Annotated in this window: 21 protein-coding genes; 17 read left to right on the forward strand and 4 right to left on the reverse strand. The window is 70.6% G+C overall.

All coding sequences use genetic code 11. The features are described 5' to 3' along the window. Positions 1–179: 179 nt before the first annotated feature. The 4 genes from tsaB to C1M51_RS10775 all read left to right on the forward strand — a co-directional run bounded on the left by tsaB (position 180) and on the right by C1M51_RS10775 (position 4,662). Positions 180–911 (forward strand): tRNA (adenosine(37)-N6)-threonylcarbamoyltransferase complex dimerization subunit type 1 TsaB, encoded by a 732-nt coding sequence (tsaB, locus tag C1M51_RS10760; protein ID WP_129449695.1) that lies wholly within the window; start codon positions 180–182, stop codon positions 909–911. After that, on the forward strand, positions 908–1,402 hold the full coding sequence (gene rimI / locus C1M51_RS10765) for a ribosomal protein S18-alanine N-acetyltransferase (protein ID WP_011827903.1): 495 nt from the start codon (positions 908–910) through the stop codon (positions 1,400–1,402). The genes tsaB and rimI overlap by 4 nt, the downstream gene beginning before the upstream one ends. Further along, positions 1,389–2,174 (forward strand): uracil-DNA glycosylase family protein, encoded by a 786-nt coding sequence (locus C1M51_RS10770; RefSeq protein ID WP_129449696.1) that lies wholly within the window; start codon positions 1,389–1,391, stop codon positions 2,172–2,174. The genes rimI and C1M51_RS10770 overlap by 14 nt, the downstream gene beginning before the upstream one ends. A 67-nt stretch (positions 2,175–2,241) precedes the next feature. Further along, the gene (locus C1M51_RS10775; protein WP_129449698.1) at positions 2,242–4,662 is read left to right on the forward strand and encodes an EAL domain-containing protein; all 2,421 of its coding nucleotides are present in this window, start codon (positions 2,242–2,244) and stop codon (positions 4,660–4,662) included. A 27-nt stretch (positions 4,663–4,689) separates the two neighbouring features. Here the strand turns inward: C1M51_RS10775 and C1M51_RS10780 are convergent, their stop codons facing one another. Continuing rightward, on the reverse strand, positions 4,690–5,790 hold the full coding sequence (locus C1M51_RS10780) for a magnesium transporter CorA family protein (protein ID WP_129449700.1): 1,101 nt from the start codon (positions 5,788–5,790) through the stop codon (positions 4,690–4,692). A 7-nt stretch (positions 5,791–5,797) separates the two neighbouring features. Continuing rightward, entirely contained in the window at positions 5,798–6,805 is a 1,008-nt protein-coding gene (gene hemB / locus C1M51_RS10785; protein WP_242499653.1) for a porphobilinogen synthase, read from the reverse strand. A gap of 259 nt (positions 6,806–7,064) precedes the next feature. Between hemB and C1M51_RS10790 the strand changes: the two genes are divergently transcribed. The 12 genes from C1M51_RS10790 (at position 7,065) to C1M51_RS10845 (ending at position 17,281) form a co-directional block, all read left to right on the forward strand. Then, positions 7,065–7,493, forward strand: a complete 429-nt coding sequence (locus tag C1M51_RS10790) for a CopD family protein (protein ID WP_011827908.1) — start codon at positions 7,065–7,067, stop codon at positions 7,491–7,493. Positions 7,494–7,507: 14 nt separating this feature from the next. After that, positions 7,508–8,614, forward strand: coding sequence for a VanZ family protein (locus C1M51_RS10795; RefSeq protein WP_129449704.1), 1,107 nt, complete (start codon positions 7,508–7,510; stop codon positions 8,612–8,614). 21 nt (positions 8,615–8,635) lie between these two features. After that, positions 8,636–8,959: a ferredoxin gene (locus tag C1M51_RS10800; protein ID WP_011827910.1), complete on the forward strand. Its 324-nt coding sequence runs from the start codon at positions 8,636–8,638 to the stop codon at positions 8,957–8,959. A gap of 33 nt (positions 8,960–8,992) precedes the next feature. Further along, positions 8,993–9,619, forward strand: a complete 627-nt coding sequence (locus tag C1M51_RS10805; protein ID WP_129449705.1) for an alpha/beta hydrolase — start codon at positions 8,993–8,995, stop codon at positions 9,617–9,619. A gap of 42 nt (positions 9,620–9,661) precedes the next feature. After that, positions 9,662–10,816, forward strand: coding sequence for a D-alanyl-D-alanine carboxypeptidase family protein (locus tag C1M51_RS10810; RefSeq protein ID WP_129449707.1), 1,155 nt, complete (start codon positions 9,662–9,664; stop codon positions 10,814–10,816). 69 nt (positions 10,817–10,885) lie between these two features. Then, a complete protein-coding gene (locus C1M51_RS10815; protein ID WP_129449709.1) occupies positions 10,886–11,797 on the forward strand; it encodes an aminotransferase class IV in 912 nt (303 codons plus the stop codon). A gap of 94 nt (positions 11,798–11,891) precedes the next feature. Further along, positions 11,892–12,167, forward strand: coding sequence for a DUF493 family protein (locus C1M51_RS10820; protein ID WP_129452166.1), 276 nt, complete (start codon positions 11,892–11,894; stop codon positions 12,165–12,167). A 32-nt stretch (positions 12,168–12,199) separates the two neighbouring features. Continuing rightward, positions 12,200–13,117: an ABC transporter ATP-binding protein gene (locus tag C1M51_RS10825; protein WP_242499654.1), complete on the forward strand. Its 918-nt coding sequence runs from the start codon at positions 12,200–12,202 to the stop codon at positions 13,115–13,117. Beyond that, the gene (locus tag C1M51_RS10830) at positions 13,114–14,430 is read left to right on the forward strand and encodes a hypothetical protein (RefSeq protein ID WP_129449711.1); all 1,317 of its coding nucleotides are present in this window, start codon (positions 13,114–13,116) and stop codon (positions 14,428–14,430) included. Before C1M51_RS10825 ends, C1M51_RS10830 begins: the two co-directional genes overlap by 4 nt. Next, positions 14,430–15,104 carry a lipoyl(octanoyl) transferase LipB gene (gene lipB / locus C1M51_RS10835; protein WP_129449713.1) on the forward strand — a complete coding sequence of 225 codons (675 nt, stop codon included), beginning with the start codon at positions 14,430–14,432 and terminating at the stop codon, positions 15,102–15,104. Before C1M51_RS10830 ends, lipB begins: the two co-directional genes overlap by 1 nt. 19 nt (positions 15,105–15,123) lie before the next feature. Continuing rightward, positions 15,124–16,143, forward strand: a complete 1,020-nt coding sequence (gene lipA, locus C1M51_RS10840) for a lipoyl synthase (RefSeq protein WP_129449715.1) — start codon at positions 15,124–15,126, stop codon at positions 16,141–16,143. 13 nt (positions 16,144–16,156) lie between these two features. Then, positions 16,157–17,281 (forward strand): HPP family protein, encoded by a 1,125-nt coding sequence (locus C1M51_RS10845; RefSeq protein WP_129449717.1) that lies wholly within the window; start codon positions 16,157–16,159, stop codon positions 17,279–17,281. A 17-nt stretch (positions 17,282–17,298) separates the two neighbouring features. On the opposite strand, the gene C1M51_RS10850 is transcribed toward C1M51_RS10845, so the two are convergent. After that, entirely contained in the window at positions 17,299–17,799 is a 501-nt protein-coding gene (locus tag C1M51_RS10850) for a peroxiredoxin (protein ID WP_129449719.1), read from the reverse strand. Between the two features lie 11 nt (positions 17,800–17,810). On the opposite strand from C1M51_RS10850, the gene C1M51_RS10855 reads away from it, so the two are divergent. Next, the gene (locus tag C1M51_RS10855; RefSeq protein ID WP_129449721.1) at positions 17,811–18,497 is read left to right on the forward strand and encodes a DUF4197 domain-containing protein; all 687 of its coding nucleotides are present in this window, start codon (positions 17,811–17,813) and stop codon (positions 18,495–18,497) included. Between the two features lie 10 nt (positions 18,498–18,507). Here C1M51_RS10855 and C1M51_RS10860 read toward each other — a convergent pair whose 3' ends face one another. Next, positions 18,508–19,599 (reverse strand): hypothetical protein, encoded by a 1,092-nt coding sequence (locus C1M51_RS10860; RefSeq protein ID WP_242499655.1) that lies wholly within the window; start codon positions 19,597–19,599, stop codon positions 18,508–18,510. Between the last annotated feature and the right edge of the window lie 81 nt (positions 19,600–19,680).

Here is a 19,680-nt window from a genome sequence, read left to right on the forward strand (position 1 = left end):
GCGGGCGGCTGGCCGGCAACGTGGCCGGGCCCGAGGCCGCCGCTACACTGAGGCATGGTCTCCCGAGCCGGCCCGCAGCCTGGTCCGCGGACCACCGGAGTCGACAAGGTCGGCGCGGCCGTGCCGCGCGCTGGCCCGTCGGGTCCCTCTCCTTTCGATCGTTCCCGCGGAGCCCGCTCATGACGCCGCGCCTGCTGGTGCTCGATACCGCCACCGAAACGATGCACCTCGGCCTGTGCCGGGGCGAGCAGACCTGGGTGCGCGCGCTGCCCGGCGGCGCGCTCGCCTCGGCCAGCCTGCTGCCGGCCCTAATGGCGCTGCTGGCCGAGGCCGGACTGGGCCTGCGCGAACTCGACGCCATCGGCTGCGGACGCGGTCCGGGTGCCTTCACTGGCGTACGCGCGGCCTGTGCGGTGACACAGGGACTGGCCTTCGGCGCAGACCGGCCGGTGCTGATGCTCGATACCTTGATGGCGGTGGCCGAAGACGCCCACCGTCAGGGCGCCGCCGACGATCTGTGGGTGGCGGTCGACGCCCGCATGGGCGAGGCCTATGCCGCGCGCTACCGCCGCGCCGCAATGGGCTGGACCGTGCTCGAAGCCCCGGCCCTGCATGCGCCGGCCGCGCTGGCCGCACGCATTGCCGACGAGGCGCCGCAGGTGCCGGTCGCCGGCAGCTCGCTGGACGCGCACGCCGAGGCCTGGTCGGGCCTGCGCGGTGCCCGCTGGCCCGACAGCGCGCCGCGGGCGGCGGCCCTGCTGGTACTGGCCCGTGCGGCGTGGGCGCGCGGCGAACAGGTCGACGCCGCTGGCACATTGCCGCTCTACGTGCGCGACCGCGTGGCGCAGACCACGGCCGAGCGAACGGCGCAGCGCGACGCGCAGGCAGCGGGCAGCGGGGTGCCGTCGTGAACGCCGTGCTGCAGCCGCCGCCGCGCAGCCTGAGCATGCTGACGGAGAACGACTTCGACGAGGTGATGGTGATCGAGCAGGCGATCTACGACTTTCCCTGGACGCGCGGCAACTTCCTCGATTCGCTGCGGGCCGGCTACCCCGCCGAGGTGCTGCGCACGCCGCAGGACGGCGTGGTCGGCTACTTCGTCGCGATGTTCGGCGTCGACGAAGTGCACCTGCTCAACCTCAGCGTCGCGCCGGCCCTGCAGCGGCGCGGCCATGCCCGCTACATGCTCGATGCCCTGCGCTCGATCGCCCGGGCGCACCGCGCCTCGCAGCTCTGGCTCGAGGTGCGCATTTCCAACCTGAACGCACGAGGCCTGTACGAGCGTTACGGCTTCCGCAATGTCGGCCTGCGCCGTGGCTACTATCCGGCCCGCGGGCGGGCGCGCGAGGACGCGGTGGTGATGAGCCTGCAGATTCCAGAGGCCGTGCATGGTCTGGGATGAACGGCAGGCCGCGATGCTGGCAGAGATGGGGATCCGCGTCTGGCAATCGCCTGCGGCTGCGGCTTCGCCCGTGATCGATGCGAAGGCCGAGGTACCGGCCAGCCCGGTCGCGGTCGCCCCGCCCGCCTCGGCGGTCCCGCGGGCCGCCGCCCCCGCTCGCGGTGCCCGCCCCGGAGAAGTCGAGGCGATGGACTGGCCGACCCTGCGTGCCGCCGTCGCCGGCTGCACCGCCTGCGGGCTGTGCCGCGGGCGCACGAACACGGTGTTCGGCGTCGGTCATGCACAGGCGCACTGGATGGTCGTCGGCGAGGCGCCGGGGGAACAGGAGGACCGCCAGGGCGAGCCCTTCGTCGGCAAGGCCGGGCAGTTGCTCGACCACATGCTGCAGGCCCTGGGCCTGACGCGCCAGGCCGAAGGCGAGGGGCTGCAGCCGGCGCAGCAGGTCTACATCGCCAACGTGCTGAAGTGCCGGCCGCCGATGAACCGCAATCCGCAACCCGAGGAAGTGGCGCAGTGCGAGCCCTACCTGGCCCGCCAGGTGGCGCTGCTGCGGCCGCGGCTGATTCTCGCGATGGGCCGTTTCGCGGTGCAGTCGCTGCTGCAGACCGGCGAGCCCATCGGCCGCCTGCGGGGCCGGGTCCACCAGTACCACGGCGTGCCCGCCATCGTGACCTATCACCCCGCCTACCTGCTGCGCAACCCGGCCGACAAGGCGAAGGCCTGGGACGACCTCTGCCTTGCGCGCGAGGTGATGCGCAACGCGAGCCCCTGACGCCGGCGCCTGCCGCCGCAGGGTTCGGCCGAATCGACTGGCTGCTCCGGCGCGCCTACCCTCGGCCATGGGCGCCGCTGTGCCAAGGCTCACCGAGGACCCGTGCTCCTGGGACGATCTGCCGAGCGCGGTGCTGCTGCTCGCGCGCGACGGTCGGGCATCGCACGCCAACGCGGCCTTCTGCCGGCTCACTGGACTGAGCGCCGAGGCCGCACGGGGCGCGGGCTGGCAGCGGCTGCTGACCGACCCGGACCGTGCCACGCTGCTCGGTGCGCTGGCGCAGGGCGAGCACCTGTCGCTGCCGCTGCACCTGTGCAGTCCGGGGGGGCACGACGAGATGCGGCGCGAGGTCTGGGTCGATTGCGTCGCGCAATGGCGGCCGTCGCGAGGGCGCTGGGTCTGCGTCCTGCACGACGTCTCGGCAACGCGGCAGGCCGAGCGGGTGGCCAGCGTCCAGGCCGAGCAGCTTCGGTTGCTCGCCGACAGCGTGCCGGCGCTGATCGCCTGCTACGACGCGCGGGAACAGCGTTGCCTGTTCGCGAACCGGCCGTATGCGCTGACCTTCGGGCGGGACGAGCAGTCCATCCTGGGCCTGCCGATCACCGAGGTGATCGGCGAGGCAGCCCTGCAGCGGATCCGGCCACAGCTCGACACCGTGCTGATCGAGCAGCGTGCCGTGGCCTACGAGCGCCAGCTGGTGCGCGCCGATGGCCGCACGCAGTGGGTCGAGGTGCACCTGTTGCCGCAGCTCGCCACCGATGGTCGGTTGATCGCCTTCTTCGTGCTGATCTCGGACATCTCCCGCCACCGGCTCGCCGAGCAGGCGGTGCGCGAATCGGAGGAGCGGCTGGGCAAGTTCATGCAGGCCAGCGCCGAGGGCATCGTCTTCCACAAGGACGGGGTCATCACCGATGCCAACGCCCCGATCGGCATGCTGGTGGGCTACGGGCTCGACGAACTGCTGGGGCGCCGTACGCTCGACTTCGTCGCGCCCGACCAAGTGAGCAAGGTGGCCGCGGTGATGAGTTCGGGCCAGGAGACGACCTACGAGAGCGCGCTGATCGACAAGTCGGGCCGGCGCATCCCGGTGGAGTTCATCGTCCGCACCATGATGCGCGGCGACGAACGACTGCGCATGACCATCGTGCGCGACATCCGCGACCGCCACGCCGCGCAGGCGCACATCCATCACCTCGCGCACCACGACGCACTGACCGGCCTGCCGAACCGGCTGGCCTTCATGGCCGAGATCGACCAGCTGATGGCACGGGCCGCCGAGTCGCGCGAGGCGCTGGCGTTGCTGTTCATCGACCTCGACCACTTCAAGCGCGTCAACGATTCGCTCGGCCACCTGGCCGGCGACGAGCTGCTGAAGACCGTGGCCCAACGGATCGGCGCCGTGCTGCGCGCCAGCGACGTGGTGGCACGCTTCGGCGGTGACGAGTTCATGGTGCTGATCGGCGGCGGGCCGCGCCTGGAGGACGTGGCCGACGTCGCCCGCAAGCTGCTGGCGGCGATCGAGGTGCCGCTGGACGCCGAGGCGGGGCGCTCGATCTCGGTCACGCCGTCGATCGGCATCGCGATGTTCCCCGGCGACGGCGTCACGCCGGCCGAGCTGATCAAGCATGCCGACACCGCGATGTACCGCGCCAAGGCGCGCGGGCGGGCCACCTACCAGTTCTTCGATCCGACGCTCGCCAGCAATGCCTACGCGGCGCTGGTGCTGGAGGGCGAGCTCGCGCAGGCGCTGGAGCGCGGCGAGTTCGTGCTGCACTTCCAGCCGCAGGTGCGGGCCGGCGACGGCGTCCTGGTCGGCGCCGAGGCGCTGATCCGCTGGCAGCACCCCGAGCGCGGGCTGCTGTTGCCCGACCAGTTCATCCCGCTGGCCGAGCAGCAGCGCCTGATGCTGCCGATCGGCACCTGGGTGCTGCACGAGGCGGCGCGTGCGGCGCGCCGCTGGCATGACGACGGCCTTTGCGCTGTGCCGGTGGCCGTGAACCTGTCGGCCGTGCAGTTCCAGGCGCCCGACTTTGTCGCGACGGTCGCGCAGGCACTGGCGGGCGCCGGGCTGCCCGGCCGCCTGCTCGAGCTGGAGCTGACCGAGCGCATGCTGATGGACGAGCTGCCCGAGGTCAGTGGCCGCCTGGCCCAGCTCAAGGCGCTGGGCATCCGCCTGTCCGTCGACGACTTCGGCACCGGCTACTCCTCGCTCGGTCACCTCAAGTCGCTGCCGATCGACAAGATGAAGATCGACCGTTCCTTCGTCGTCGACCTGCCCGAGGCGCGTGGCTCGGTGGCCATCGCGCGGGCCATCATCCAGATGGCCAGCAGCCTCGGCATCACCGTCATCGCCGAAGGCGTCGAGACCGAGGCCCAGCGGGCCTTCCTCGCGCGCGAGCAGTGCGACGAGCTGCAGGGCGAGGCGATCAGCCCGTCGTTGTCGTTGCAGGCCTTCGAGACCTGGGCCGGGCGCGTGGCGAGCGGTTGACCGAGCCGCCGCGTGCCGCGGTCCTTGTCAGCGGCCGCGCTCGAGGTAGCGCTTGCGGCGGAAGTAGACGACCAGCGTGACCGCCAGCGCGGCCATCAGCACCGTCGTGACCCAGATGCCGGTGCTGCTGTGCACCAGCGGCAGGAAATCGAAGTTCATGCCGAAGAAACCGGTGATCAGGTTCAGCGGCATGAATACGGCCGTCAGCACGGTCAACGTGCGCATGATCTCGTTGGTGCGGTTGCTCTGCGCCGAGAAATGCATCTGCACCGCGCTCTCGGCCGAGCTCTCCAGCCGTCGAACGTGGCTCAGCACGCGTTCGATGTGCTCGAGAACGTCGCGCGAGCGAACGCGCAGCAGCTCACGCTCGCGCTGCGCGGCGGGCTCGGTCTCGTCGGGCCACTCGTCGAGCGCGTCGATCCATTCGGAGATGGCGCTGCGCTGGTCCTCGCAGATGTCCTCCAGCGCATGCAGCGCGTTGCGCGAATCGAGCAGCACCTGCCAGTCGTTGAAATGACTGCGTGGACGGAACAGCTCCTGCTGCAGGTAACCGAGCTGGCGCGTCAGCAGCCGGCGCAGCTCGAGGTAGCTGTCGACCATGTGGTTGACCATGCGCAGCATCAGGTCGGCCGGGCTGGCCGGCATGCGCGCGCCGGCCGCGCGGGCGTCGCTGCCCTGGCTGGCCAGCGACAGGCGGTTCGCGAAGAAGTCCCGCACCTGGCAGTCGGTCGGGTGCACGCTGATCAGCACGCGGTCGAAGATCGCGAAGCCGACCGGGCTGGTGTCGATCGCCTCCAGCGCGCGCTTGGCGGTGGCCAGCGTGCCCTGCTGCTCGTCGAGGAACAGGCTGCTACTGCCGCTGCCCGCCGCGAGGCGGCGGAACACCATCACGTCGTACCACGAGGTGTAGTCGAAGTGCGAGGGCAGCTGGTTGTTGAGCAGGTCGGCCACATGCAGATCGACCAGCTGGCCGCCGGTCCAGCGCTGCAGCGCGCCCTGCAACACCGGGACGCCGACCTCGAACTCCCGCCGCGCGCTGCCGATCCAGAGGTGGCCCGCGGGCGGCAGCGTGTCGGGCAGCTCGTTCAGCTCGGTGAACTGGTCCGTGCCGACGTGGAAGATCCGCATCGCGCCGTCACCGCGTGTTCAGGGCCCGCGCAGCGTCGAGCGCGAAGTAGCTCAGCACCCCGTCGGCGCCGGCCCGCTTGAAGGCCAGCAGCGACTCCATCATCACCGCCTCGCCATCGAGCCAGCCGTTGGCGGCGGCGGCCTTCAGCATCGCGTACTCGCCGCTCACCTGGTAGGCGAAGGTGGGCACGCGGAACTCGTCCTTCACGCGCCGCACGATGTCGAGGTAGGGCATGCCGGGCTTGACCATCACCATGTCGGCGCCTTCGGCGAGATCCATCGCCACCTCGCGCAGCGCCTCGTCGGTGTTGCCCGGATCCATCTGGTAGACCTTCTTGTTGCTCTTGCCCAGGTTGCCGGCCGAGCCGACGGCGTCGCGGAACGGGCCGTAGAAAGCGCTCGCATACTTGGCGCTGTACGCCATGATGCGGGTGTGGATCAGGCGCCGGGCTTCCAGCGCGTCGCGGATCGCGCCGATGCGGCCATCCATCATGTCGCTCGGCGCGACGATGTCGACGCCGGCCTCGGCTTGTACCAGGGCCTGCTGCGTCAGCACCGCCACCGTCTCGTCGTTGAGGATATAGCCCGTGGCGTCGAGCAGGCCGTCCTGGCCGTGCGTGGTGAAGGGGTCGAGCGCCACGTCGGTCAGCACGCCCAGCTCCGGGAAGCGGCGCTTGAGCTCACGCACGACGGTGGGCACCAGGCCTTCGGGGTTCATCGCTTCGCGACCGTCCTCGGTCTTCTTCGCCGCGTCGATCACCGGGAACAGCGCCATCACCGGAATGCGTTCGCGCACACAGGCCTCGGCCACCGGCAGCAGCCGGTCCAGACTCAGGCGCTGCACGCCGGGCATCGAGGCCACGTCGTGCACCTGGTTGCTGCCGTCGAGCACGAACACCGGCAGGATCAGGTCCGATGCGGTGAGGGCGTGCTCGCGCACCAGCGCGCGGGTGAAGTCGTCGCGGCGCAGGCGGCGCGCGCGCGTGGCGGGGAAACGTTGGGGGTAGGAGCTCACGGGCGTGACCGGGTGGTGGGGCACAAGGCCGAAGGAAGGGCGAGGCGTCGATCAAGAGCGGCCCGCGCGCAGAACGCATCTGACAGGAAAACGCTGGCCGGGCGCTGCTAAAATTCTCATTGAATGATACGTCGCAAGGCGTTCATTCCCTGCTTCACCTCCCTGAGCAGGAGCCTGACCGTGTGACAGCGCCAGGCTTTCAAGCCCCGGCTTTGCCGGGGCTTTTTTCTGCCCGGCATTCGCTCGCGATAATCGTCCGATGCTCTGGATCAAGGCCTTCCACATCGTCTTCGCCGCCAGCTGGTTCGCCGGCCTGTTCTACCTGCCTCGGCTGCTGGTGAACCTGGCCATGGTGCCGGCCGACAGCCACGCCGAGCGCGAGCGCCTGCTGCTGATGGCGCACAAGCTGCATCGCTTCAGCTCGCTGCTGATGATCCCCGCGCTCGGGCTCGGCCTGTGGCTGTGGCTGGGCTATGGCATCGGCCGCGGCCCGGGCAACGGCTGGCTGCACGCGAAGCTCCTGCTGGTGGTCGCGGCCATCGGCTACCACCACGTGTGCAAGCGGCTGCTGCGCGACTTCGAGCAGCATGCCAACCGCCGCAGCCACCGCTGGTTCCGCGTCTTCAACGAGGCTGCGGTGCTGGTGTTCGCTGCGATCGTCGTGCTGGTCGTGGTCAAGCCCTTCTGAGGGCGGCCGGGCGCATGGCCCCGCAGCGCAGCAGTTCGGCCTGGCCCCTGGCGGCGGCCTGCGCCTGCCTGATGATCTACGCCAGCCTGCACCCGTTCACCGGCTGGGAATGGCCGACCGCGACCGACATCCGCTGGTGGCTGCTGCCGGTGCCCAAGCCGCGCGGCGTGGGGCAGTTCGACCTGGTCAGCAACCTGCTCGCCTACGTGCCGCTCGGGGCGTTGCTGACAGGCGGAGTGCTGCGCGGCGGGAGCCGCGCCTGGCTGGCGTTCGCCATCGCGGTCGGGGTGTCCAGCGGTCTGAGCTATGTGCTCGAGACCCTGCAGCACCTGTTGCCGCGACGGGTGCCGTCGATCATCGACTGGAGCCTGAACACTGCCGGTGCGGCGCTCGGCGCGGTGCTGATGCTGGTGCTGCACGCGCTCGGGCTGTTCGGCCACTGGCAGCGCTGGCGTGAGCGCTGGCTGCTGCGAGACCGCGGCGCCGGCCTGACGCTGCTGCTGCTGTGGCCGTTCGGCCTGCTGTTCCCACCGCCGCTGCCCTTCGGACTCGGCCATGTGCTGGACCGTGCGCGCGACCTGCTCGCCGAAGGACTGGAGGACACGGCCTGGGACGGCTGGCTCGGCGCGACCACCACCGTCAGCGAACCGCTGGCGCCGGGCCTCGAGATGTTGGGCGTGGCAGCCGGCTTGCTGGCTCCCTGCCTGCTTGCCTACGCGCTGACGCGGCCCGGTCCGCGCCGCCTGGTGCTGCCGGCCGGGGCGCTGCTGCTGGGCATCGCGGCCACCACGCTGTCTACGGCGTTGAACTTCGGGCCCGAACACGCGCTGACCTGGTGGACGCCGCCGGTGCTGCCGGCGATCGGCGTGGTGGCCGTCGTCGCCGTGGGGCTGACGTGGCTGCCGGCGCGCGCATCGGCCGCCGTGGCGCTGCTGGTCATCAGTTTCGGCGTGGCGCTGGTCAACATCGCGCCCGGCGACGCCTACTACGCGGCCAGCCTGCAGTCGTGGGAGCAGGGGCGTTTCATCCGCTTCCACGGCCTGTCGCAATGGATCGGCTGGCTGTGGCCCTGGGCGACACTCGCTTACCTGCTCGGTCGTGTCGCAGCCCGGGACGAATAGCCTCAAACCTACAATTCCCCGATGAGTTATTACGAGCGTCACATCTTCTTCTGCCTCAACAAGCGCGATGGCGAGGCGGCCTGCGCCGACCACGACGCCGAGGCCGGCTTCGCGCGCTGCAAGTCGCAGGCGAAGGCGGCCGGGCTGATGGGCGCGGGCAAGGTCCGCGTCAACAAGGCCGGTTGCCTGGACCGCTGCGCCGGCGGGCCGGTGGCGGTGGTCTATCCGGAGGGCACCTGGTACACCTATGTCGATGCCCACGACATCGACGAGATCGTCGAATCCCACCTGAAGCACGGCCAGGTCGTCGAGCGCCTGCTGCTGCCGCCCGATGTGGGCCGCTGACGGCATGCCGGCAGCCGGTTGCCCGTTCTCGCGATGAACGTCCAGACGCAGCGCCTGACGCTGGCCGGTCCCGCCGGCGACATCGAGTGCGCGCTCGACGCGCCGGCCGCGCCCGCGCGGGCGGTGCTGGTGATCTGCCACCCGCATCCGCTGCATGGCGGCACGATGGACAACAAGGTGGTGCAGACAGTCGCGCGTGCCGGCCTGCAACTCGGCGCGCGCAGCGTGCGCTTCAACTTCCGGGGCGTCGGCGCGTCGGCCGGCAGCTGGGACGAAGGTCGTGGCGAGCTCGACGACGCGCTGGCGGTCATCGCGGCGCAACGTGACCCGGCCTTGCCGCTGTGGCTGGCCGGCTTCTCGTTCGGCGGCTTCGTGGCCGCCAGTGCCGCGGCGCACCTGAGCAGCGAGGTGCGGCCGCGGCGGCTGGCGTTGATCGCTCCGTCGACGCAGAAGCAGCAGGTGCCCGCCATTCCCGAGGAGCTTCAGGCCGATACGCTGGTGGTCCACGGCGAGGCCGATGACGTGGTGCCGCTGTCGGCCACCTTCGACTGGGCGCGCCCGCAGGGCCTGCCGGTCACGGTGATCCCCGGCGTCGGCCATTTCTTCCATGGGCAGCTCGCGCTGCTCAAGTCGCTGGTGGTGCGCGGCTGGTCCTCCTGACCGGCGCGCCGCCCGCTCCCGTTTCCCGTTGCAGAGACCCCGATGAAAAGACTGTTCGCTCTTCTGTTCGCCGTCGCCACCGCTCTCACCGGCGTGGCGGCCCAGGCCCAGGCCGTGCAGCCGCCCGAGATCGCGGCACGCTCCTACCTGCTGTTCGACGTCACCACCAACCAGGTGCTCGCGGCCAAGGACCCGGACAGCCCGATCGAGCCGGCCTCGCTGACCAAGCTGATGAGCGCCTACCTGGTGTTCCAGGCGCTGAAGGACAAGAAGCTGACGCTGACGCAGACGCTGCCGGTGTCGGAACGCGCCTGGCGCACCGGCATGACCGGTGCCTCGCGCAGCTTCCTGCCGCTCAACAGCCAGGTCACGGTCGATGACCTGCTCAAGGGCGAGATCGTGCAGAGCGGCAACGACGCCACCGTGGTGCTGGCCGAGGGCGTGGGCGGATCGCTGGAGCAGTTCGTCGCGATGATGAACCGCCAGGCGCAGGCCTTCGGCCTCAAGGCCACCACCTTCAAGAACCCCGAGGGCCTGCCGGCGGCGGGGCACACCAGCACCGCGCGCGACCTGGCGGTGATCGCGACCCGGCTGGTGCAGGACTTCCCCGACTACCTGCGCTACTCGGTGATGCGCGAGTTCACCTACAACAAGATCAAGCAGCCCAACCGCAACCTGCTGCTCTACCGCGACCCCACCGTCGACGGCCTGAAGACCGGCTTCACCGACGCCGCCGGCTACTGCATGATCACCACCGCCAAGCGCGACTTCCCGAACGGTCCGCGCCGGCTGATCAGCGTCGTGCTCGGCGCTGCGTCGATGGAGTCACGCGCCAACGAGAGCCAGAAGCTGCTGAACTGGGGCTATACCGCCTTCGACGCCGTCAAGCTGTTCGACGCCAACCAGGCCGTCGTCAGCCCGCCGATCTGGAAAGGCAGCTCCAACACCGCCAAGCTCGGCAGCGCTGCGGCCGTCTACGTGAGCGTGCCCAAGGGCGAGGGCGACAAGCTCAAGACCGACATCTCGCGCACCGATCCGCTGGTGGCCCCGCTCGCCAAGGGGCAGGTGGTCGGCAGCATCAAGGTCACCGCCAATGGCGCGCCGGTCGCCGAGCTGCCCTTGACCGTGCTGGAGAACGTCGACAGCGCCGGGCTGCTGGGCCGCGCGTGGGATTCGCTGCGGCTGTGGATCCAGTGACGCCGGTGTCGATGCATACCGGGTGAAACGCTGCTTGCCCGTTGCCTCCGACGGGCCTACGCTGCGGGCATGAATCCGCTGCCCAGCGTCATCCCCGCGGCGAGCGCCGACTCGCTGTGCTACCTGAATGGCGACTACACCCGGCTGGCGGACGCCCGCGTCAGCGTGCTCGACCGCGGCTTCATGTTCGGCGACGGCGTCTACGAGGTCCTGCCCGTCTACGACCGTCGGCTGTTCCGCTTCGACGAGCACATGGCGCGCCTCGAGCGCAGTCTCGCCAAGGTGCGCATCACCGCGCCGTTGACGCGCGAGGACTGGCTGACGCGCATGCGTCGGCTGATCGCGGCCCAACACGAGCACAGCGGGGCGACCGACCAGCTCGTGTACCTGCAGGTCACGCGCGGCGTGGCGCTGCGCGAGCACACGATGCCCAGCGACATCGAGCCCACGGTCTTCATCATGTGCAGCCCGGCCAAGCCACCGACGCCCGAGCAGCGCCATGCCGGCGTGGCCTGCATCAGCGCACGCGATTTCCGCTGGGAGCGCGGCGACATCAAGAGCATCTCGCTGCTCGGCAACGTGCTGGCACGGCAGATGTCGGCCGACAAGGGCGCCGTCGAGACCCTCCTGTTTCGCGACGGCTTCCTGACCGAGGCCGCGGCGTCCAATGTCTGGATGGTGAAGGAAGGCGCGCTGATCGGCCCGCCGAAGAGCGAACTGCTGCTCGAGGGCGTGCGGGTCGACCTGCTGGCCGAGCTGTGCGAGGAATGCGGCATCGGCTACAGCCTGCGGCCGGTCGGCGAGGGCGAGGTCTTCTCGGCCGACGAGCTGCTGCTCAGCTCGGCGATGAAGGAAGTGCTGGCGGTCACCCGGCTCGACGGCGAGTTGGTCGGGCACGGTACGCTGCGCGGCAAGCCCGGGCCGGTGTACGCACGGCTCTACGAGGCCTACCAGCGGGCCAAGCCGGTCCAGTCGATCTGAGCCGCGGCGGCCGCGCGGATTTCGCGGGTGCGGGACAATCCGGCCATTGCGGGCGCCGTAGCGGCGTGCCCGCCCGATGCAGCGGCAGCAGACCATGACGGCCATCCCTCCCGAGCAATCACTGATCGAGTACCCGAGTGCCTTTCCGATCAAGGTGATGGGGTCCAACGCCGAGGGCTTCCTCGAGGCGATGGTCGAGATCGCGCTGCAGTTCGATCCGGCGTTCGATGCACAGACCGTCGAGGCCCGGCCCAGCAAGGGCAACAACTACCTCGGCCTGACGCTCACCGTCACGGCCACCAGCCGCGAGCAGCTCGACGAGCTCTACCGCACGCTGAGCACGCACCCGATGGTCAAGGTGGTGCTCTGAGCGCCGCGGCGCTGGTCGAGGTCGCCGACCTCGTGCACGACTACGGGACGCAGCGCGCGCTGCACGGCCTGTGCTGCCGCATCGAGCGCGGCAGTGTGACCGCGCTGGTGGGACCCAACGGCGCCGGCAAGACCACGCTGATGCGCTGCATCGCCGGACTGGAGGCGCCGCTGTCGGGGCAGATCGCCGTCGCCGGCATCGACGTGGTCGCGCGACCCCGCGAGAGCCACCGCCAGCTCGGCTTCCTGGCCGACAGCTTCGGCGTCTCGACGGCGCTGAGCGTGCGCCAGACCCTGAGCTATGCCGCGCTCGCGCACGGCGCCACACCCGAGGCTGCCGAGGCTGCGGTGCCGCCGGTTGCCAGGCGCCTCGGGCTCACCGACCTGCTCGACCGCCTGTGCGGCGCGCTGTCGCGCGGCCAGCGTCAGCGTGTGGCGATCGGACAGGCGCTGATCCACCGGCCGCAGTTGCTGATCCTCGACGAGCCCGCCTCGGGCCTGGACCCGGAGGCGCGCGCCGGGCTGGCGGCGCTGTTCCGCAGCTTGCGCGACGAGGGCATGACCTTGCTCGTGTCGTCTCACATCCTCGCCGAGTTGGACGAGTACTCGACCCACATGCTGATGCTGCGCGACGGCCGGGTGGTCGAGCACCGGCCGCTGACCGTCGCAGCGCCGGTGGCCGGAGATCGCCCGTTGCGCCGGCTGCGCGCGGGTCTGCTGACGGCGGCCCGGGAGGCGCAGGCCTGGCTGGGCCGCGAGGCCGGCCTGCAGGCGACGCTCGTCGACGCCCATACGCTCGAACTCGCCTTCGGCGGCACCGATGCCGATCAGGCGGCGCTGCTGGCGCGCCTGATCGGCGCCGGCTTCGCGGTCAGCAGCTTCGCCGAGCAGCGCGAGAACCTGCAGCAGAGCTATCTGCGCAGCGTGGCGGGCGTGGGAGCGGACACATGATGCGCGCGCTGGCGGCCGGCAATCCAGAGTTCCAGCGCCAGCTCTGGCTGGAGTTCTCGCCCGCGCGCCTGCTCGGCATGCCGGCGGTGCTGGCGCTCGTGTTCGCCGCGGTCGGCCTGGCCGGTCCGTCGGCGCTGCCGATGGTGGCGCAGGCCGGCTTCGTGTTGCTCGTGGGTTTCTACGGGGCGCGACTGGCGAGTGCCGCGCTGCTCGACGAGGTCAGCGAGGCCACGTGGGACGCCCAGCGCCTGTCCTCGCTGACGCCCTGGCAGCTGACCTGGGGCAAGCTGTTCGGCGGGACGCTGTTCGCGTGGTACGGTGGTGTCATCTGCTTGGCGGTGTGGCTGGTGTCGAACGCCGTGCAGGGCCACGGTCTGTCGTGGTCGCTGCTGGTCGGCATGGTGGCGGCCGGTGTGGGTCTGCAGGCGGTGAGCCTGATCGTCGCGCTGGCGGCCTTGCGGCGCGGCGGAGTGGCGGCGCGGCGCGGCGGGGCCTGGTGGATCGTGCTGCTGGTGGTGTTTCCTTGGTTCGGTGCACTGCCGCGCCAGGTGTCGCCCGGTGAGGTGCTGTGGTGGGGCATGAGCTTCGAGGCCGCGGTGTTCTACGCGGCAACGGCCGTGGTGTTCGCGGCCTGGGCCGTGCTCGGCGCCCAGCGATTGATGGCCGGGGCGCTGCAACTGCCCTTGCGACCGCAGGCCTGGCTGGGGTTCCAGGCGTGGCTCGCGGTGTTCGCCGCCGGGTTCTGGCCGGAGGGAAATCCGGTGTGGCGCGTGGGCTTCGCGCTGACCGCCTGCGCCACCACCACCGCCTACCTCAGCCTCTTCATCGAGCCGCCGCGGCTCGACCTGTGGCAGCGCTTCGCCGCCCGCTGGCGCGTCGGCGGGGCGCTGGACGCCGCGACGCTGGAGCGGCTGCCGCTGATGCTGGCGTCGCTGGCCCTGGCGCTCGGTGGTGGCCTGGTGGCCAGCGTGCTGGCGCCCGAACTGCGGGCCGGGGACATCGGCCGCGCGCTCGCGCTCGCCGGATTGCCGCTGACCTGGGCGCTGCTGGCGCTGCGGGACCTGGCGCTCGCCTGCGCGATCCACTGGGGGCCGCGCGCGCGCCGGGCGGAGAGCACAACGCTGGTGGTGCTGGTGGTGCTGAACCTGGTGCTGCCCTGGCTGCTGCACGCGGCGGGGCTGTCCGCGCTGGCCGGACTGCTGCAGCCGCTGGGTGCCGAAGGCGGCGGCTGGCTGGGGGCCGGGATCGCCGCGCTGCAGGCGGCGGCAGCCGTGTTCGTCGCGCGCTCCCGCTGGCGGCCGGCGGGGGCCTGATGACGATGAACCGACGGCGGCTGGGCCGCGTGGACTATGCGACGACCTTCGACGCGATGCGCGCCTTCACCGAGATGCGCACGCCGGGCACGCCCGACGAGCTGTGGCTGTGCGAGCACCCGCCGGTGTTCACCCAGGGGCTGGCCGGCAAGGCCGAGCACGTGCTCGACGCGGGAGACATTCCGGTGGTCGCCAGCAACCGCGGCGGCCAGGTGACCTACCACGGCCCCGGCCAGGCGGTGGCCTACCCGCTGATCGATCTCCAGGCGCTGGGCATCTTCGTCAAGGAGTACGTGTTCCGGCTCGAGCAGGCGGTGATCAAGACGCTGGAGGGTTACGGCGTCACCGGCCACCGGGTCGCGGGCGCGCCGGGCATCTACGTGAACCTCGGCGACCCCTTCGGCCACGGTGCATTGCCGGGGCCGCCCGACCCGCGTGACCCCTGGCGCGGCATCGGCAAGATCGCCGCGCTGGGGATCAAGGTGTCGCGCCACTGCAGCTACCACGGCCTGGCGCTGAACGTGGCGATGGACCTGAGCCCCTATGAGCGCATCAATCCTTGCGGCTACGCCGGGCTGCGCACGGTCGATCTTTCTACAATCGGGGTCCACGTCGATCCGGAACGCGCCGCCGCCGACCTCGGCGACCGGCTCGAGAGCTATCTCAGCCCCTGACACCGCGCGCCCACATCCCATGAACACGCTGCCCTCCGCGCCGACCTCGGCCCCCGTCTCACCGTCGCCGGCTGCAGGTGAAGCGGCCTACGACCCGCTCGCCAAGCAGAAGGCGCAGGCCAAGACGGCGCGCATCCCGATCAAGGTGGTGGCGGCCGAGACGCTGAAGAAGCCCGACTGGATCCGCGTCAAGGCCGGCAGCCCCAGCACGCGCTTCTACGAGATCAAGCAGATCCTGCGCGAGCACAAGCTCCACACGGTGTGCGAGGAGGCCAGCTGCCCCAACATCGGCGAGTGCTTCGGCAAGGGCACCGCCACCTTCATGATCATGGGCGACAAGTGCACCCGGCGCTGCCCGTTCTGCGACGTCGGCCACGGCCGCCCCGACCCGCTCGACCCCGACGAACCGCAGAACCTGGCCAAGACCATCGCCGCGCTCAGGCTCAGCTACGTGGTCATCACCAGCGTCGACCGCGACGACCTGCGCGACGGCGGCGCGGCCCACTTCGTCGAGTGCATCCGCCAGGTGCGGGCCCTCTCCCCGGCCACCCGCATCGAGATCCTCACGCCCGACTTCCGCGGCCGCGCCGACCGCGCGCTGGAGATCCTGAAAGCGGCCCCGCCGGACGTGATGAACCACAACCTCGAGACCGCCCCGCGCCTGTACAAGGAAGCGCGCCCCGGCTCGGACTACCAGTTCAGCCTGGACCTGCTCAAGCGCTTCAAGGCCTTCGCCCCGGGCGTGCCGACCAAGAGCGGGATCATGGTCGGGCTGGGCGAGACGGACGAGGAGATCCTGCAGGTCATGCGCGACATGCGTGCGCACGACATCGACATGATCACCATCGGGCAGTACCTGGCGCCCAGCGGGCACCACCTGCCGGTGCGGCGCTACGTGACGCCCGAGACCTTCAAGCGCTTCGAGGCCGAGGCCTACGCGATGGGCTTCAGCCACGCCGCCGTGGGCGCCATGGTGCGCTCGAGCTACCACGCCGACCAGCAGGCCCACGCCGCGGGTGTGGGTGTCGTCGCAGGCTGAGACGCCGCGGCCGATGAACTGGCCGCCGTTGCGGGCCTGGCTGCCGGCGCGCCTCCCGGTCGGGCCCACCGAGCGAGCGAGGGCCGCGCTGGGCGCGGCGCTGGGGCTGCTGCTGACCGGCCTGCTGAGCCGCTGGGCCGCGGCGCAATGGCCCGGCGCCGACGTGCCCTGGTTGGTGGCGCCCCTCGGCGCCAGCGCCGTGCTGGTGTTCGCGGTACCGGCCAGTCCGCTTGCCCAGCCCTGGTCTGTGGTCGGTGGCAACACGTTCTCGGCGCTGATCGGCATCGCCTGCGCGCACCTGATCCCGGACCCGGCCTGGGCCGGAGCGATTGCGGTGGGGCTGGCGATCGCCGCGATGTTCGCGCTGCGCTGCCTGCATCCGCCGGGCGGGGCGATGGCCCTGCTGACGGCACTGGCCGGCGTCGGTTCGTTCGGCTTCGCGTGGTTCCCGGCCTGCGTCAATTCGGTGCTGCTGGTGCTGGCCGGGGCCGCGTACAACAGCGCGACGCGTCGTCCCTATCCGCATGCCCAGCTGGCAACACCGCCCGGGCCGGGCGGCGACGAGACCCACCGCTTCAGCGACGCCGATCTCGACGCGGTGCTGGAGCGCTACGGCCAGGTGATCGATGTGAGCCGCGACGACCTGGTCGCGCTGCTGCATGCCGCCGAGGGCGAAGCCTACCGCCGGCGTTTCGGTGCGACGCTGTGCGCCGACATCATGACGCGCGAGGTGGTGACGGTGTCGTTCGGCACCGAATTGCAGGATGCCTGGGCGCTGCTGCGCGAGCACCGCATCAAGGCGCTGCCGGTGGTCGACCGGGCGCAACGCGTGGTGGGCATCGTGACGCTGGCCGATTTTCTGCGCCACGCCGATCTAGACCTCCACGAGGGCTGGTCGGCGCGCCTGCGCAGCTTCATCCGCCGCACGCCGGCCACGCACAGCGACAAGCCGGAGGTGGTGGGTCAGATCATGACGCGCCAGGTGCGCGTCGCCAGCGAGGACCGCCCGGTGGCCGAGTTGGTGCCGCTGTTCGCGCAGGGCGGGCACCACCACATCCCGATCGTCGGGCCGGAGGCGCGGCTGGTCGGCATGCTGACGCAGTCCGACGTGGTGTCGGCCCTGTCGCGCGTGGGCTGAGGCGCCTCGGCGCCGACTCAGGCCTCGGCGAGCAGCTTGTCGAGCAGGCGGTGCAGTTCGGCGAAATCGGGCTCGCCGACGTAGCGCTTGACGATCTCGCCTCGCTTGTTGATGAGCACGCTGGTCGGCGTCAGCTGGACGTCACCGAAGCTGCGGGCGATGGCGCCGTCGTGATCGATCGCCACGCGGAAGGGCAGCTTGCGGGTCTCGGTGAAGTTGACCACGTAGGCCGGCGGGTCATAGCTCATCGCCACGGCCAGTGTCTCGTAGCCGCGGGCCTTGAACTTCTCGTGCGTGGCGGCAAGGTCCGGCATCTCCTTCACGCAGGTCACGCAACTCGTGGCCCAGAAGTTCACCAGCACCACCTTGCCGCGCCACTGCTCGCTGCGATGCTGCGAGCCGTCGAGCAGCGTGTAGGCCACGTCGGGGGCGGCCTGCTTGCCGGTCAGCGCCAGCGTGGCGGCGATGCCGATTGCCAGGAGGGCGGCCGCGGCCGCAACATAGCGCATCAATGTCATGGAGGTGTCCGATGGATCGTCGTGAGTTTACGGGGCAGCTTGCCGCCGGCCTGGCGCTGTGGGTCTGGGCAGCGCAGGCGCGCGCGCTTTCTCTCAGTGACGCCGATGCCAGTGCCGGCTTGAAGGCGGCGCTGGAACGCGGGGCCGAAGTGGCCGTGAGCCTGCTCGGCAAGACCGATGGATTCCTCGGCAATCCGAAAGTTCGCATCCCGCTGCCATCGGGCCTGGAAAGCGCCGCCAAGCTGATGAAGAGCCTGGGTCAGGGCAAGAAGGTCGACGAACTGGTGACCGCGATGAACCGCGCCGCCGAGGCCGCCGTGCCGGAGTCCAAGCAGTTGCTCAGCAATGCCGTCAAGCAGATGTCGGTCGACGACGCGAAGAAGATCCTCACGGGCGGCGACATCTCGGTGACGAGCTTCTTCGCCGAGAAGACGCGCACGCCGCTCGGCGAGAAGTTTCTGCCGATCGTCACGCGGCAGACCGAGAAGGTCGACCTGGCCAACAAGTACAACGCGGTGGCCGCCAAGGCGTCGGGCTTCGGCCTGGTGAAGAAGGAAGACGCCAACGTGCAGCAGTACGTGACGGGCAAGGCGCTCGACGGCCTGTACCTGATGATCGGCGAGGAGGAGAAGAAGATCCGGCAGGACCCGGTGGGCACCGGCAGCGCGATCCTGAAAAAGGTGTTCGGCGCGCTGTAGGCGCGCGTCCTCAGTACTGCTTCGAGAGTTCGAACACCAGCGCGGACGGCAGCGACTGGTGCAGGCCATCCCGGCCCACCCGGGCGTGGTTCATGCCGTTGAAGCCCGAGATCTCGAAGGCGTTGCCTTCCTCGGCGATCTCGATGAAGGAGAAACCGGGCAGCTCGGCGCGGATCTCGTCGGCCAGCTGGTCGAGGCGCTCGCCGCGCAGCACGGCCTCGAACACGATGGCGTGCGGCCAGCCTTCGCGGCAGAAGTCGACCGCCTCGTCGACCGATCCGACGAAGTCGATCACCAGCCCCATGTTGGCGATGGCCTCGCGCACCAGCAGCCGCATCTCACGGCGGGCCGACACCACCAGCACCTGGCTGCCCGCCAGCGGCTTGGAGTTCAGCGTCGATGCGTCGCCATGGTCGAGTTCGACGGTGCTCATGCCTTCGATGGCGTCACTGACGGTGCGCGGGAACTCCAGCGTCAGGGTCACGTGGGTCTCGTCGGTGTCGCAGTGCAGCGCCAGGCCCATCGACTGGGCGATCTGCTCCACCAGGTGCCAGTTCAGCGACTCGAGCGTGGCGCCGTCGGTCGGCTCGAGGGCGAAGCTGCAGGACACCCGGCCATGCGGCGGCCAGTCCTTCTGGTCGACGCGGAAGTCGATGCTCGTGCGGGCGCCGTCGGCCGCCCAGTCGAGCACGGCGTTGAGCAGGCTGAACAGCAGCGCCGGATCGACCAGCACCTCGATGGCTCGCGTGCTCTGTCGCACCTGGATGCCACGGGCGTTGACCTCGCGTGCGCGGTGGGTGAGCACGGCCTGCAGCGTCTGTGCAAGGTCGAGCCGTTCGTGGGATTGGCGCAGCCGCTTCGAGGCGAAGCGCGACAGCTGCTGGCCGACCATGCCGACGCGGCGCGCGCGTTCGATCTCGGCGCGCAGCACCCGCAGGCCTTCGCGGTCGATCTTGCCGGTGGTGGTGAGCTGGATCACGCGTTCGAGCGCCGCCGTCAGCGGCCCGGCCACGTCGCGCCCGATCTGCGCGACGATCTCGCGCCAGGCCTCCAGGGGCTCGGCTTCGGTGGTGGCGCGGGTGAGCGAGGGGCGAGCGGTCATGTTCGTTCTGTTGTGTGCGGCCATGCTCAGAAGCACGCGGCCGGGAAGCCCAACACTTCCTGCTGGCGATTGTCCGAGCGT

It is taken from the genome of Methylibium sp. Pch-M (genome assembly GCF_004136295.1).
Classification (GTDB): Bacteria; Pseudomonadota; Gammaproteobacteria; order Burkholderiales; family Burkholderiaceae_C; genus Methylibium; species Methylibium petroleiphilum.

What these genes read in the sequence shown, in the direction of transcription:
- C1M51_RS10850 (WP_129449719.1), bottom strand. Translation starts at nt 17,799, where the DNA reads ATGACATTGATGCGCTATGTTGCGGCCGCGGCCGCCCTCCTGGCAATC.
- lipA (WP_129449715.1), top strand. Translation starts at nt 15,124, where the DNA reads ATGAACACGCTGCCCTCCGCGCCGACCTCGGCCCCCGTCTCACCGTCG.
- C1M51_RS10860 (WP_242499655.1), bottom strand. Translation starts at nt 19,599, where the DNA reads ATGACCGCTCGCCCCTCGCTCACCCGCGCCACCACCGAAGCCGAGCCC.
- C1M51_RS10815 (WP_129449709.1), top strand. Translation starts at nt 10,886, where the DNA reads ATGAATCCGCTGCCCAGCGTCATCCCCGCGGCGAGCGCCGACTCGCTG.
- C1M51_RS10790 (WP_011827908.1), top strand. Translation starts at nt 7,065, where the DNA reads ATGCTCTGGATCAAGGCCTTCCACATCGTCTTCGCCGCCAGCTGGTTC.
- C1M51_RS10800 (WP_011827910.1), top strand. Translation starts at nt 8,636, where the DNA reads ATGAGTTATTACGAGCGTCACATCTTCTTCTGCCTCAACAAGCGCGAT.
- C1M51_RS10855 (WP_129449721.1), top strand. Translation starts at nt 17,811, where the DNA reads ATGGATCGTCGTGAGTTTACGGGGCAGCTTGCCGCCGGCCTGGCGCTG.
- C1M51_RS10805 (WP_129449705.1), top strand. Translation starts at nt 8,993, where the DNA reads ATGAACGTCCAGACGCAGCGCCTGACGCTGGCCGGTCCCGCCGGCGAC.
- C1M51_RS10845 (WP_129449717.1), top strand. Translation starts at nt 16,157, where the DNA reads ATGAACTGGCCGCCGTTGCGGGCCTGGCTGCCGGCGCGCCTCCCGGTC.
- C1M51_RS10795 (WP_129449704.1), top strand. Translation starts at nt 7,508, where the DNA reads ATGGCCCCGCAGCGCAGCAGTTCGGCCTGGCCCCTGGCGGCGGCCTGC.
- C1M51_RS10830 (WP_129449711.1), top strand. Translation starts at nt 13,114, where the DNA reads ATGATGCGCGCGCTGGCGGCCGGCAATCCAGAGTTCCAGCGCCAGCTC.
- tsaB (WP_129449695.1), top strand. Translation starts at nt 180, where the DNA reads ATGACGCCGCGCCTGCTGGTGCTCGATACCGCCACCGAAACGATGCAC.
- C1M51_RS10775 (WP_129449698.1), top strand. Translation starts at nt 2,242, where the DNA reads ATGGGCGCCGCTGTGCCAAGGCTCACCGAGGACCCGTGCTCCTGGGAC.
- C1M51_RS10810 (WP_129449707.1), top strand. Translation starts at nt 9,662, where the DNA reads ATGAAAAGACTGTTCGCTCTTCTGTTCGCCGTCGCCACCGCTCTCACC.
- C1M51_RS10770 (WP_129449696.1), top strand. Translation starts at nt 1,389, where the DNA reads ATGGTCTGGGATGAACGGCAGGCCGCGATGCTGGCAGAGATGGGGATC.
- C1M51_RS10780 (WP_129449700.1), bottom strand. Translation starts at nt 5,790, where the DNA reads ATGCGGATCTTCCACGTCGGCACGGACCAGTTCACCGAGCTGAACGAG.
- C1M51_RS10820 (WP_129452166.1), top strand. Translation starts at nt 11,892, where the DNA reads ATGACGGCCATCCCTCCCGAGCAATCACTGATCGAGTACCCGAGTGCC.
- lipB (WP_129449713.1), top strand. Translation starts at nt 14,430, where the DNA reads ATGACGATGAACCGACGGCGGCTGGGCCGCGTGGACTATGCGACGACC.